This window comes from Pseudomonas sp. PS02290, assembly GCF_029960075.1.
Classification (GTDB): domain Bacteria; phylum Pseudomonadota; class Gammaproteobacteria; order Pseudomonadales; family Pseudomonadaceae; genus Aquipseudomonas.
Genome location: NZ_JASCOY010000007.1, coordinates 74,023 through 86,588, shown reverse-complemented (window position 1 = coordinate 86,588; position 12,566 = coordinate 74,023). Strand labels below are relative to the sequence as shown.

General features: G+C 60.3%; 9 protein-coding genes. 3 read left to right on the top strand and 6 right to left on the bottom strand.

What is annotated here, in order from left to right:
• Window positions 1–79 precede the first annotated feature (79 nt).
• Entirely contained in the window at window positions 80–418 is a 339-nt protein-coding gene (locus tag QMX88_RS06100; protein WP_037018113.1) for a hypothetical protein, read from the top strand.
• A gap of 756 nt (window positions 419–1,174) precedes the next feature.
• On the opposite strand, the gene QMX88_RS06095 is transcribed toward QMX88_RS06100, so the two are convergent.
• The 3 genes from QMX88_RS06095 to lapG form a co-directional block, all read right to left on the bottom strand.
• A complete protein-coding gene (locus QMX88_RS06095; RefSeq protein ID WP_282367300.1) occupies window positions 1,175–1,495 on the bottom strand; it encodes a YceK/YidQ family lipoprotein in 321 nt (106 codons plus the stop codon).
• A 301-nt stretch (window positions 1,496–1,796) separates the two neighbouring features.
• A complete protein-coding gene (gene lapD, locus QMX88_RS06090) occupies window positions 1,797–3,743 on the bottom strand; it encodes a cyclic di-GMP receptor LapD (protein ID WP_282367298.1) in 1,947 nt (648 codons plus the stop codon).
• 8 nt (window positions 3,744–3,751) lie between these two features.
• Window positions 3,752–4,447, bottom strand: coding sequence for a cysteine protease LapG (gene lapG / locus QMX88_RS06085; protein WP_423574116.1), 696 nt, complete (start codon window positions 4,445–4,447; stop codon window positions 3,752–3,754).
• 170 nt (window positions 4,448–4,617) lie between these two features.
• Here lapG and QMX88_RS06080 point away from each other — a divergent pair, with 170 nt between their 5' ends.
• Window positions 4,618–5,778, top strand: a complete 1,161-nt coding sequence (locus QMX88_RS06080; RefSeq protein WP_282367296.1) for a glycosyltransferase family 4 protein — start codon at window positions 4,618–4,620, stop codon at window positions 5,776–5,778.
• Window positions 5,779–5,789: 11 nt separating this feature from the next.
• Here the strand turns inward: QMX88_RS06080 and QMX88_RS06075 are convergent, their stop codons facing one another.
• From QMX88_RS06075 to QMX88_RS06065, 3 genes are read right to left on the bottom strand one after another with little or no spacing between them, the layout of a single operon-like run.
• The gene (locus QMX88_RS06075; protein WP_282367294.1) at window positions 5,790–7,202 is read right to left on the bottom strand and encodes a TolC family outer membrane protein; all 1,413 of its coding nucleotides are present in this window, start codon (window positions 7,200–7,202) and stop codon (window positions 5,790–5,792) included.
• Window positions 7,199–8,524: an HlyD family type I secretion periplasmic adaptor subunit gene (locus tag QMX88_RS06070; RefSeq protein ID WP_282367292.1), complete on the bottom strand. Its 1,326-nt coding sequence runs from the start codon at window positions 8,522–8,524 to the stop codon at window positions 7,199–7,201. Before QMX88_RS06070 ends, QMX88_RS06075 begins: the two co-directional genes overlap by 4 nt.
• A 13-nt stretch (window positions 8,525–8,537) precedes the next feature.
• Window positions 8,538–10,331 (bottom strand): type I secretion system permease/ATPase, encoded by a 1,794-nt coding sequence (locus tag QMX88_RS06065; RefSeq protein ID WP_282367290.1) that lies wholly within the window; start codon window positions 10,329–10,331, stop codon window positions 8,538–8,540.
• A gap of 596 nt (window positions 10,332–10,927) precedes the next feature.
• Here QMX88_RS06065 and QMX88_RS06060 point away from each other — a divergent pair.
• Window positions 10,928–12,370 carry a mannose-1-phosphate guanylyltransferase/mannose-6-phosphate isomerase gene (locus QMX88_RS06060; protein WP_282367288.1) on the top strand — a complete coding sequence of 481 codons (1,443 nt, stop codon included), beginning with the start codon at window positions 10,928–10,930 and terminating at the stop codon, window positions 12,368–12,370.
• Window positions 12,371–12,566 lie beyond the last annotated feature (196 nt).

Genomic DNA, 12,566 nt, shown 5'->3' with positions numbered 1-12,566 from the left:
TGAGTCGCGAGAGCTGTTGTACTGTGCTGGCGGCCGTCCCTGACGGTTGCCAGCACCGTTACTCCCTGAGGAATGAGCCATGTTTTACGTTCAGCGCGATGCCGATGGAACGCTAGTTCGCGTGGAAGCAACGGCGTTCGCCGAAGCGAGCGAGCAACTGCCGCCCGATGACCATCAGGTGCAAGCCTGGTTTGCCAACGAAGTGGTCGAGAAAAGCCTGATCCAGCTCAAGTCCAGCGACATGGACATGATCCGGGTACTGGACGACTTGATTCAGGTCCTGACCAGCAAAGGCATCCTCAACATCACCGACCTCCCCGCCGCCGCACAGGCGAAACTGATGGATCGAACCCAGGCCCGGGAAACACTGGGCGGCCTGAGCGACCTGATCAATGATGATGAACAACGGCTGATCTAAAGGCCTCTCTTTCTCGCACGCACCGTTTGGCAACGGCGCGCTGTCGCGCGGCAAACCCCGATGCTTGTTTCTGACAGCCTGCTATCCCCCAGCAAATGGTGCACGTGTGGGAGTGACCGGGGTGGCGCTCCACCTTGCTCACGAAGACGGCATTTCAGCCGCTGAAGATTTGGCGGATGTATTGACCTCTTCGCGAGCAAGCTCGCTCCCACAGAATCTGCATCGGCCGATAAATCTGCGGCGTCGTCATGCTTGGTGAGAGCACTCGTTCTGAGACAGTGGTATCCCCCAGCAGACGGTGCACTTGTGGGAGTGAGCTTGCTCACGATGACGGCATTTCAGCCGCTGAAGATGTGGCGGATGTACCGACCTCTTCGCGAGCAAGCTCGCTCCCACAGGATCTGCGTCGGCAGAGGCATCTTCGGTGTGGTCATGATTGGTCACAGCCCCCTCGTTCTGACACAGCGCTTTCGCTCGGCAAACGATGCACTTGTGGGAGTGACCGGGGTGGCGCTCCACCTTGCTCACGAAGACGGTGTGTCAGTCGCTGAAGATGTGGCGGATGTATTGACCTCTTCGCGAGCAAGCTCGCTCCTACACGTTCACGCCCGCATTCAACATCAACGTCGAACGCAAATCCCCTGTAGGAGCAATCGGAGGTTACGACGGTCGCGAAGCGGCGGGTCTGTGACATCAATGCCGTCTGGCACGCCGCTTTCGCGGGCAGGCGCGCATCTGCCTGTGGGCGCCGACTGATCAGTACTGTTTCCGTCGGACCTTGATATCGCCCTGCTGGTATTGCTGGTACCCGGTGTAGGGCAGCAGCACGGTATCGGCGACCGCAGAAAGGGCCATGTCCAGTGCAATGGTGGGCGCAGACCAGTGTGGGCCGGAAACCGGCGGGGCGTTCAAGGTGCAGAACTGGTAAACCGCACCGCTGTAGGCACGGGGGATGGACTGGCAATTGGAGCTGTGGCGCGCCAGTGTATCCGCGGCCCCTTTTTCGTCGTTGAGGGTCTTGATGGTGCCGCACCCTGAGAGGGTTGCCATCATTACTACTGCAGTCCATAGCTTCATAAAAGTGCTTCCATTGTTTGATGTGAATAACAGCCCGGTAGGCCTTTCAGTCCCAGAAAAATGAGCGGATGAACCGACGCATTCGCGAGCAAGCTCAGTCCTACACTTGCACGCCCGCATTCAACATCAACGTCGAACGCAAATCCCCTGTAGGACCAATCGGAGGTTACGACGGTCGCGAAGCGGCGGGTCGGTGACATCAATGCCATCTGGCACACCGATTTCGCGGGCAAGCGCGCTCCCATACTAGCGCGTCAGCCATCGATAACGAGTTAAAACAGCGGGCGCGTTCCTTCGTTCGTTACTTCCACGGCGCAGGGTCGCCGAACAGCCGCCCTTGCACCCCTTCGATGCCCATTTCCAGGATCACCCGGTGTTCGCCTTCGGTCTCAACGCGCTCGGCAATCAGCGGCAGGTCGATACTGTGTGCCGCGCGCTGGACCGCTTCGATGAACAAGCGCTTGTGGCTTTCCTGGTCAATGGTGCGGATGTAGCTGCCATCGATCTTCAAATAGGCCAGCCCCAGATGCGCCAGGTTGCCGATCATGCTGAAACGCCCACCAAACCGCTGCAGCGCCAGGGAATAGCCGGCTTCCTGCAGACGGCGGGTCAACTTCTCCAGCACCGCCTGCTCGGGCACCTGCTCCTCGCCGATCTCGAAGGTCAGGCGTGCGCCGAGTTTCGGGTGCTGGCGCAGCGCGCTAAACACCTCATTCAGCGCTGACGGATCGTTAAGCGTGGCCGCCGACAAGTTCAGCGCCAGTCGCTCATTGTGCGTGCCCAGATGCGCCAGCACCTGCTGCAACATCAGCAAATCCAGCCGGCTCGACCAGCCGAAGCGCTCCAGCCACGGCAGAAAGCGCCCCGCCGGAATCGTCTCGCCGTCAGCATCGACCAGCCGTGACAGCACTTTGTAATGCAGCACTTTCGCCCCATCACGAGACTCGACCACCGGCTGAAAGAACAGCTGAAAACGCCCGTGCTCAAGTGCATGGTCCAGCGTCCTGTGCCACGCGTGTTGATCTTCACCCAGATCGCCAATCGCCCCACGCTCGATGCAATACCACGACTGCTCGCCGCCGCTTTCGGCCTGGGACAGCGCCTGATCCGCCAGCGCCAGCAAGGTCAGCGACGCATCGCCCGGGCTGTACGGCGCGAGCCCCATGTACGCGACAGGCGAGACATCGGAGGCGCCGGTGGCTTCCAGACTTTGCAGCGCCGCCTCAAGATTCTGTACCCACTGCACGGCTTCATCGTGAACCATGCCCGGCGCCAGCACGGCGAACTCCCCTCCACGGCTGCGGCAGATGAGGTTGCGGGTTTCAGGGTACTTCTCACAGTGACGCACCAACTGCTCCGCCACCGCCACCAGCAAGGCATCGGTCCGCTTACCGCCCAGACGCTGGTTCAAGCCGGCCAGGTCGTTGACGCGCAACATCATCAGATACCCCGCGCGGCCGTCTTCCAGATGGCTGACGTGGGCGTTGAGCTGCATGTCGAAATAACGGCGGTTGGACAGCCCGGTCAGGCTGTCTTGATACGACTCGATGCGCAGTTTCTCGCTGCGTTCGGTGCTTTCCTGAAACAGCGCCTTGAGCTTCTCGACCATCTGGTTCATCGCCTGCACCACCCGGCGCAACTCAGGCGTGCGCGGCAGTTCGGGGAGGACGAGGAACTCGCGACGACCAATCGCCTGGGACTGCGCGACCATGTAATCCAGCGGTTTCAGCTGCCGGCGCAACAACATCGCGCCCAGAATCGCACTGACCACACCGCACACCAGCAACCAGCCGAGGCTACCCAGCGCGCTCTGCCACAATTTGGCCAGCGCGAACATCGGATGGCTGACCACCTCGACCCGCGCCGTCTGCTGCCAGCCACGGCTGACAATCGCCTCGCCGCCCGCCGGTTCAAGCCCGATGGCGTTGATGAACCACTGCGGCACGCCCTGGTTGTCCGGCGTCGCACTGCGCTCGACGATCGCGGCGCCACTCGCCAGATCCACCACCCGGATGCTCGCGTAGTAACCGCTGTCGAAGATCGACGCCACCATCAGCTCGACCATCGCCGGGTCGTCGATGTTGGACGTCAGCGACAGCGCCAGCGAGGTCGCGGCGTCCTGGGCGTGGGAGCGCAACTGATTGACGTACTGCGCCCGGGAGCTTTCCAGGCTGACGACAAAACTTCCCGCAAAGGCAACCACCATGAACAGACAGATCGCGATCAACAGCTGTTTGAACAGAGACATCAGTACTCCTAATTCTCGGGCTCGGTGGGGAAGCCTTCTGCGGTCATTTTTTTCAGCACGTCCTGCCACCGGGACAGACGTTTGGTGTCGCTCACTTTCTTGTTGCCCTGCGCACCCGGCAGCCACAGTCCTTCAGCGTTGAAGGCATACACCGGCAACAGGTCCGTGCGTTCGCTGGCGGGTTTGATGTCGTCGATCAGGCTGTCGAGCACCAGCGGCATGGCGTTCGGGCTCGAGTAATAGGTCAGCACCATGTGCGCGCGGTTCAGGCGCAGTGCCTTGACGTACGTGATCAGCAGCTTCTCGCTGGGCACGCCCAGGCGGCGCAGGCTGAAATACTTGGCGATCGCATAATCCTCACAATCCCCCGCGCCCTTGATCAGCGACTCGATCGGCGTCGCCCAGTAATCGACCTCATGCCACAGGTCAATGTCTTCGGCGTAGCGCATCTGCTTGTTGAAGAACAGGTTCACGACCTTGAGCTTGTCCATTTCGCTGACCTGCTTCTCGGTCGCCAGCAAGTTCTGCCAGGCATCAATGCGCTGCTTACCCGCTCCCAACGGTCCGTACAGTGCTTCGGCACGGCGGCTGATCAGGGAAAAATCCCAATCCGCGCTCAGATAGCCGACACACGCCGTGCACGTCAGTGCAAGCGCCAGAAGCATCCATAATCCAGGGCGCTTTTGAGCCGGGCGTGTTGCCAATTTGTCTAGTCCATCAGGCCATGGATAACGGAAAGCGATGGTGAGGGGTTGAGGGAGGAAACGCAATGGCGCGGTGAGATCATGCGCAGAAGCAAATGCCCGCAAACGCGACTCATGGTAGGCTCGCGCCCCTTGATTTCATGACTGGCTGGGATGGTTTGGAAGCGCGTATGGATATTGGTTTGAGCTGCACCGTCTGGGCGATGTGTGAACGTGCCGGTCATCTGGATGGGATTGGCGTGTACACCCGCTCTCTGTGGCAGGCGATGGAAGCGCTCAAACAAAGCGAAGAGTCAGGCATCGCCATCAAGCCTTATGCGTTTGGCCGCAATCTGCCCCAACTCGCGTGCGGCGTACCCAAGACGCTCTCGGCAGACTTCCGGATTCAGGTGCTGGCGAGCGGCTTGCTCAGCCTGCCGCTGCCCAACTCCTCCGCCATCGCTCGCGATGTCGACATCGTCCACGCCTCCGATCACCAGATCCCGCGCATCAGCGGCGTGCCCGTCATTGCCACGGTCATGGACGCTATTCCGCTGATCCATCCCGAGTGGATCAGACAGAACCTCAAAACCCTCAAGGGTTGGCTGTTCGCGCGAAGCGTGCACAGCGCCGATCACCTGATCACCATCTCCGAACACAGCAAGCAGGATCTGGTCGCGCACATGGGGATTGCCCCCGAGAAAATCAGCGTGACGCCCCTTGGCGTGGACCCGGTCTACTTCGAGCGCATTCCCCTCGAAACCCGTGACGCTGTGCTGGACAAGCATCAGATCAAACCCGGCTTCTTCCTGTTCATCGGCACGCTGCAGCCGCGCAAGAATCTGCCGAAGGTGCTGGAGGCGTTCAACGCCCTTCCGGAATCGGTGCGCAAACAGCATCCGCTCATCGTGGTGGGACGTGACGGCTGGGCCAACGAAGATCTGATTCCGCAGCTCAAGGCGCTGGAAGCAAAGGGCGAAGGGCGCTGGCTCAGTTACCTGCCGCAATCCGACGTGTTCGCACTGCTCCAGAGCGCCAGCGCATTGGTGTTTGCGTCTTTGTACGAAGGGTTTGGCTTGCCGGTGATCGAAGCATTCGCGGCGCAGTGCCCGGTCATTGCGTCGAACACCACGTCCCTGCCGGAAGTCACCGGCAATGCCGCCTGGGCGGTCGACCCGCTGGATGCTGCAAGCATTTCGGCGGCCATGCTCGACGTCTTGAGCAACGATGCGCTCAGAACCGAGCGAGTTGAAATAGGGCTGGAACGCGCCCGTCAGTTTACTTGGGAGGAATGCGCGCGGCAGACCCTGGCGGTGTACCGCAAAGTGTTGGCGGCACACCCCAAGGCGTAAGTCGCTGCAGGCTACTTAGGGGTAACTTTGGTGCTACTGGGGGCTGAATTATTCAAGTCCTTCAGCGCTTCAGAGTCATCACCACCAAGCCACACGTTCACGCTGGCAACGCTCTCTTGCGAAAGCTTGCCGGCCCATCGATTCAGGATGAACAGGTTGGTGATGAAGTCGTACTGCGATTTCAGCAAATCCCCACGGGCCTTGAATTCATTTTGCACGGCGGTCAGCACATCGACGGCGTTAACCACGCCATAGGTGAACGCCTTCTGCGCGGCGATGCTCGATTGCTTGGCTGATGACAACGCATTCTGCCCCGCGCGGATCTTGTCCACGGCAGACTGAGCAGTGAGATACGCGTTGGTGGTTTCCTTCACCACTTGCCGGCGAACGCCTTCAAGGTCCTGCTCGGCCGCGTACTGCTCGTCGTACAGCCCACTGACCCGCGCCGAGGTCGAGCCACCGCTGTAGATCGGCACTTTCAAACCGATGGTTGCGACATAGCTGTCACTACGCGGGGTCAGGGTGTTGTCGTAACCGACGTCACTCTGCGAGGCGCCGAGGTTAAAACTCAATGAGGGGTAATGCCCGCCCTTTCCTTCACGTACCGCCGCATCGGCCGCCGCCAGATTGCTTTCATAGGCTTTGAGTCGGGGGTTGCTGTCGAGCGCTTGCGCGATCCAGGCATCCAGCGGCAGCGTTGGCGCTTCAAGCGCGATGTCGTTACGTATCCGGCTCAAGCGATCATTGATCGGGCGACCGACAATCTCCGACAGCCCTTCCCGTGACAGCCGCACCTGATTGCGCGCTTCGATTTCCTGGGCAATCAGCAAGTCGACCCGGGCTTTGAGGTCCAGCATGTCGGTGATCTTGGCCATCTGCCTGGCGTACAAAGCGTTGACGCGATCGAGGCTGCCCTGAGTGGCGCGCCGCTCGGCCGATACCAGCTCCAGCGCATCGTCGGCGGCCAGGGCAGCAAAATAACGCTTGGCCAGATCAACCGTCGCTTCCGCCTGGGAGTCCTCGGATTGCGAGCTCTTCTGCAGCGTGACGCTTTTGGCCTTCTGATACCGCTCCCACGCCTCCTTGTTGTAGATGAACTGACTCAGGTTCAGCGAATAGCTTTTGTTGTCATAAATATCCCGCGATTGCTCGTCCTTGCGCAGAATCCGGTTGATGTTGCTGCTCGCCGAGACCTGAGGCAGCAATCCGCCAAACGCTTCACGCTCCTGCTGCTTGGCCGACCGTGCATGGGCATAGGCCGAAAGAATGCGCGGATCTTCCAGGCGCGATTCCTTGTACAGCGTCATCAGGTCCAGCGAATAGGTCGAAGCGCTGACCTGTTGCGGGGCGGCGGGCTGCGCTGCATTGGCGTTGAGCGCAAACAAACCAAAAAGCAGACCGGGAAGGATACGAACCACAGTCATTCCTCGATCATCGATTTGGCGAACATGTTGCGCGCAGGCTTGAGCAGGTACTGCAGCATGGTGCGTTCGCCCGCGTTGATCAGCACCTCCGCCGGCATGCCCGGTTGCAGTTTGCGGTTGCCCAACCGCTGCATGCCCTCGTCGGTGACCTTCACGCGCACCAGGTAATAACCCTCACCGGTTTTCTCGTCGGTTAGACGGTCAGCCGAAATGCGCGTGACCTGCCCCTGAATCACCGGCGTGGTCGCAGCGTTGAACGCGCTGAAGCGGATATCGGTGAGTTTGCCGAGGGTGATGCGGTCGATGTCGTTCGTCGACACATGCGCCTCGACCACCAGTTCGGAAGACTCCGGCACGATATCCAGCAGCGGCGTGCCGGCGCTGACCACCCCGCCGACGGTATGCACTTTCATGTCCAGCACCATGCCGTCTTCCGGGGCGCGGATGACGATGCGCGACAGCCTGTCCTTGAGCGCACTGGCCTTCTCCTGCAAGTCGAAGACCTGCGCCTGCACGTCGCTCAGGTCCTTGGCCACATCGGAGCTGAATTTCTGATTCGTCTGAACAATCTGCATCTCGGTTTCGTTGATCTGCAGACGCGTTTTGGTGATCGTCGACTGGTGGTCGGCGACCTCAGACTTGAGCATGTCCAGCTTGCGTTCCTGTTCCAGCAGGCGCTGCTTGTCGACGAAGCCCTGACGCAGCAGGTCCTTCAGCTCGGTGATTTCACCGGTGTAGGATTTTTCGAGGCTGACCTTGGTGGCGATCATGTCGTTGAGGCCAATGATTTGCTGCTTCAACTGGCCGATGCGCTCTTTCTGCACCGAGATTTCGCCCAGCCGCGCGTCATGCCGAGACCGGAACACCTGGGCCTCACCGTCAATGGCCTCGCGGGCACGATCACTTTCGACGCCGTCGATCTTCAACGCCGGAATGGCCGGCTGATCGTCACGTTCGGCACGCAGACGCGCCTCCTTGGCGCGGGCGGTGATGAGCTGGTTGCGGGTGGATTCGTACTCGGAGCTGAGCTGGCCATCGTCAAGAATGATCAACGGATCGCCCTTGTGCACCGTGTCGCCGTCGCGGGCGAGCAGTTCTTTTACGATGCCGCCCTCAAGGTGCTGGACGGTTTTGCGGTAGCTCTGCACGGTGACGACACCGGAACCGTAAACGGCGTTGCCCAGCGGGGCGAACGCTGCCCACGTGCCGAACAAGCCGAAGGTCACCAGGACAATCGTCATGCCGACCCGGCGGATGCCACGGTCGGACGTCGGCATGTCTTCAGAATGCTCGTCGAGCACGGTTATCGCGTTACTGGTCATTCAAGAATTCCTGTCAGGCGCTGGGCTGAATGGCGCCGGTCGATGCCGGAGCGACCCGGGGCGGGGTCTGACCTTGTGCCTGGGCCTGAGCTTGGGCTTGGGCTTGGGCTTGGGCTTGGGCTTTGGCCTGTTGCTGAGCCAGTTCGGCGATCACTTGGTCACGCGGGCCGTACATCGTCAGGGTGCCGCTGGTCAAGACCATGATCCGGTCGAGGCGTGACAGCACGTTAGGACGGTGGGAAATGATGAACACGGTCGCGCCGGTTTCTTTCATCTTTTGCAGCGCCACACCGAGCGCGCGCTCGCCGACCTCATCGAGATTGGAGTTCGGCTCATCCAGCACGATCAATCGCGGGCTGCCGTACACCGCACGCGCCAGACCGATCCGCTGGCGCTGACCGCCCGACAAGTTGACGCCTTCGCTGCCGATCACCGTGTCGTAGCCGTCGGGCAGTTGCAGGATCATTTCGTGAACGCCGGCAATGCGCGCCGCCAGCACGACTTTCTCAGGTTCGACCTTGCCGAAGCGGGCGATGTTATCGCTGATGCTGCCTTCGAACAGCTCGATGTCCTGAGGGAGGTAACCCAGGTGCGGACCGAGCTTCTGCTTGTCCCACGCGCTGATGTCGGCGCCGTCGAGCCTCACCACGCCATGTTGTGGCGGCCAGATGCCGAGCAACGCACGGGCCAGCGTCGACTTGCCTGCCGCGCTTGGCCCGACAATGCCGACGATGCTGCCGGCGGGCGTGACAAAACTGATGTTTTTGATCACCGCCGCTTTCGCACCCGGTGGCGCCACGAACAGGCTTTCGACCTGCACGTGCCCTTCCGGGTCGGGCAATGACATGCGCTCGGGCTCGGCGTTGAGCTTGTCCAGTGTTTCATTCAAGCGCTGATACTGCACGCGCGCAGCGACGAAGCCTTTCCAGCTGCCAATCATCTGATCGATAGGCGCGAGTGCACGTCCCAGCAGGATAGAACCCGCCATCATCAAGCCGGGATTGATCTCGTGGGTGATCACCAGGTACGCCCCCGCCGCCAGCATCATGGACTGCGCCCAGGCCCGGAACGTCTTTGAAATGGAAGTGATCACGCCGCTCTTGTCACTGGCCCCGGACTGCAACACCAGCACGCGCCGCTGCCGAACCGCCCAGCGGCCCATCAGGGTGTCGAGCATGCCCATCGACTCGATGACTTCCGCGTTGCGCAGGCTTTTGGTGGTGTGCAGATTGGCGGTAAGGCTTTGCTTGTTGGCCTCGGCCAGCGCGCCGCCGGTGTAGCGATGATTGACGTAAGCGAGTGCCACCAGCACCACCGCCGAGATAACCGTCATCCAGCCAAACCAGGGGTGAAACAGAAACATCACGGCGGTGTACACCGGAAGCCACGGCGCATCGAAGAACGCAAACAGCCCGTTGCCAGTGAGAAATTGCCGCAGGGAGGTCAGGTCATTGAGGGATTGCGCCGACGCGTCCATACCGCCGCTGTTCAGCGCTTTCCGGAAACTGGCGCGGTACACGTCGCGACTCAGCAACACATCCAGCCGATTGCTGATGCGCACCATGATGCGCGACCGCACCCATTCCAGCGACCCGAGGGTCAGCATCAGGATGGTGAGAATGAGAGTGAGCATGATCAGCGTGGACGTGCTGCTGCTGGGCACAACTCTCCCCGAGACCTGAATCATGTAGAAGGTCGGAACCAGCATCAGCGTGTTGACGAAAAGACTGAAGAACCCGACCGAGAGGAAGCTCCCGCGACAAGCCTTGAGCGCCGCTTGCAGGTTGTTTTCGTGTGAGCGATTCATAGAATCCATGATTGAGGATAGAGGGCTGCGAAGCCGAGGAAAGTGCGGCAACGACTAAGGCCGGCAGCATAAGAGCCGTCATCCGACGTAGCGTTCCGCGTTCAGATTCTTTTCCTGCTATCTCGACACTGGACTGACAGTCTTATTCGTTGGCCAGCGTTCCATCCGACGAGCTGCTGACCCCGAGATCTGACCTGATCAAGTACTGATGCCGGCTCGATATTGCAGCGATTGGGGATGGCGTGCCACTACCGTTGCTCGCTTAAAACGACCTGCTCCCCTGAGTGGCCTCATGTTATCGGCGCTCCGGCGCTGCTGGCTCAGCGGCTGTGTTGTCCGGATAACAGGCCAAGAAGTTGGATCCTGTCGGATCGCCACAGCGGCGCCTGCCGACGACTGATATGTCCTACAGCATGCAAACCTACTCGGGGCACACGCATGTCGACGCCACTCTGATATTCTTGCGCCCTTCGCACGGGACGCTACACGAAAACGACAACCGCCCCCTGCTAACCGCATTTGTCGGATGAGGCCTCGCGCCTGGTCCGACCTCACTTCAAACATCACTGCCTGGCTACGCGCAAGGATTTAGAAATATGGAATTGATACCGGTAATTTTGTCCGGCGGTGTAGGTAGCCGGTTGTGGCCCGTCTCGCGCGAGGCCCACCCAAAGCCGTTCATGACGCTGCCCGACGGACAGAACCTCATTCAAAAAACCTTCCTGCGCGCCGCTGCGCTTGAAGGGGTGACGGAGATTCTGACGGTCACCAATAAAGAGCTGCTGTTCAAGACCGAAGACGAATACCGGCATGTCGCTAAATCCGGCCCGGCGCAGGCGTTCATCCTGGAGCCCTTTGGTCGCAACACTGCTGCTGCAGTGGCCATGGCCGCGTTGCAACTCAAGGAAGCGCACGGCCCGGAAGCGTTCATGCTTGTGCTTGCAGCCGATCACCTCATCCAAAATGAAGTCGCCTTTTCCGAGGCTGTTGCCAAAGCTGTACGACTCGCCGCAAACGGTTGGCTCGTCACGTTCGGTATCAAGCCGCAGTACCCGGAGACAGGCTTCGGCTACATCGAAGCCGGTGAGCCTATCCCGAGCGAAAGCGGCCTGAAAGTCGCACGTTTTGTCGAGAAACCAGACCTGGCGACCGCCCAGTCCTACGTGGCAGCGGGTAACTACTTCTGGAACTCGGGCATGTTCTGCTTCCAGGTGGGCGCTGTTCTCGAAGAACTCGCAAAGCATGCGCCTGACGTTCTGTCTGCTGCTGCCGAATCCATCAGCCTCTCTCGTGAAACCAAAGGCGACGCCTACCGCTGCCTGAACCTGCACGCAGAGTCCTTCGCCAAAGTCCCGGACATCTCGGTTGATTACGCATTGATGGAGCGCTCTGACAAGGTCGCCACCGTCCCTTGCGACATTGGCTGGAGCGACATCGGCTCGTGGAACGCAGTGAGCGAACTCACCAATGCCGATGCCAATGGCAACCGCTTTGAAGGCGAAGTGCTGTCCCACGGCGCGCGCAACAACTACGTCAACAGCGAAGAACGCCTGACCGCACTGGTCGGCGTGGAAGACCTGCTGGTCATCGACACCGCCGATGCCCTGATGATCGCGCACAAGGATCATGCCCAGGACGTCAAACACATCGTCACCCAGCTGAAGAAGTCCGGCCACACCCTGCATCAGCTGCATCAGACGGTGCATCGCCCATGGGGCACTTACACGACCCTGGAAAACGGCGAGCGCTTCAAGATCAAGCGCATCGTGGTCAAGCCTAAAGCGTCGCTGTCCCTGCAGATGCACCACCACCGCAGCGAGCACTGGATCGTGGTCAGCGGCATGGCGATTGTCGTGAATGACGATCAGGAGTTGATGCTGAATACCAATGAATCGACATTTATTCGTGCAGGGCATCAGCATCGCCTAACCAACCCGGGCGTGATTGACCTCGTGCTGATCGAAGTGCAGAGCGGGGATTATCTGGGCGAAGACGATATCGTGCGTTTCGAGGATGTCTACGGCCGCGCTGGTCAGTAAATCATCACCCTCCGCGAACGTGATGAACAAGGCGCCTGGCGATTGCCGGGCGCTCTGGCATGCGCTCGACCTCCGCGACACCTGCCCTTCTGCCAGGGGCGATCCCTCAAGACGGGATTACTAGTATTCCCACATTGCCCGGCCACTGCCTTCCCTCTGATTGGTCAGGAGCGTTAGCATTCGACGCCCGCCGCAG

What these genes read in the sequence shown, in the direction of transcription:
- QMX88_RS06075 (WP_282367294.1), bottom strand. Translation starts at nt 7,202, where the DNA reads ATGACTGTGGTTCGTATCCTTCCCGGTCTGCTTTTTGGTTTGTTTGCG.
- QMX88_RS06095 (WP_282367300.1), bottom strand. Translation starts at nt 1,495, where the DNA reads ATGAAGCTATGGACTGCAGTAGTAATGATGGCAACCCTCTCAGGGTGC.
- QMX88_RS06065 (WP_282367290.1), bottom strand. Translation starts at nt 10,331, where the DNA reads ATGAATCGCTCACACGAAAACAACCTGCAAGCGGCGCTCAAGGCTTGT.
- QMX88_RS06070 (WP_282367292.1), bottom strand. Translation starts at nt 8,524, where the DNA reads ATGACCAGTAACGCGATAACCGTGCTCGACGAGCATTCTGAAGACATG.
- QMX88_RS06100 (WP_037018113.1), top strand. Translation starts at nt 80, where the DNA reads ATGTTTTACGTTCAGCGCGATGCCGATGGAACGCTAGTTCGCGTGGAA.
- QMX88_RS06060 (WP_282367288.1), top strand. Translation starts at nt 10,928, where the DNA reads ATGGAATTGATACCGGTAATTTTGTCCGGCGGTGTAGGTAGCCGGTTG.
- lapD (WP_282367298.1), bottom strand. Translation starts at nt 3,743, where the DNA reads ATGTCTCTGTTCAAACAGCTGTTGATCGCGATCTGTCTGTTCATGGTG.
- QMX88_RS06080 (WP_282367296.1), top strand. Translation starts at nt 4,618, where the DNA reads ATGGATATTGGTTTGAGCTGCACCGTCTGGGCGATGTGTGAACGTGCC.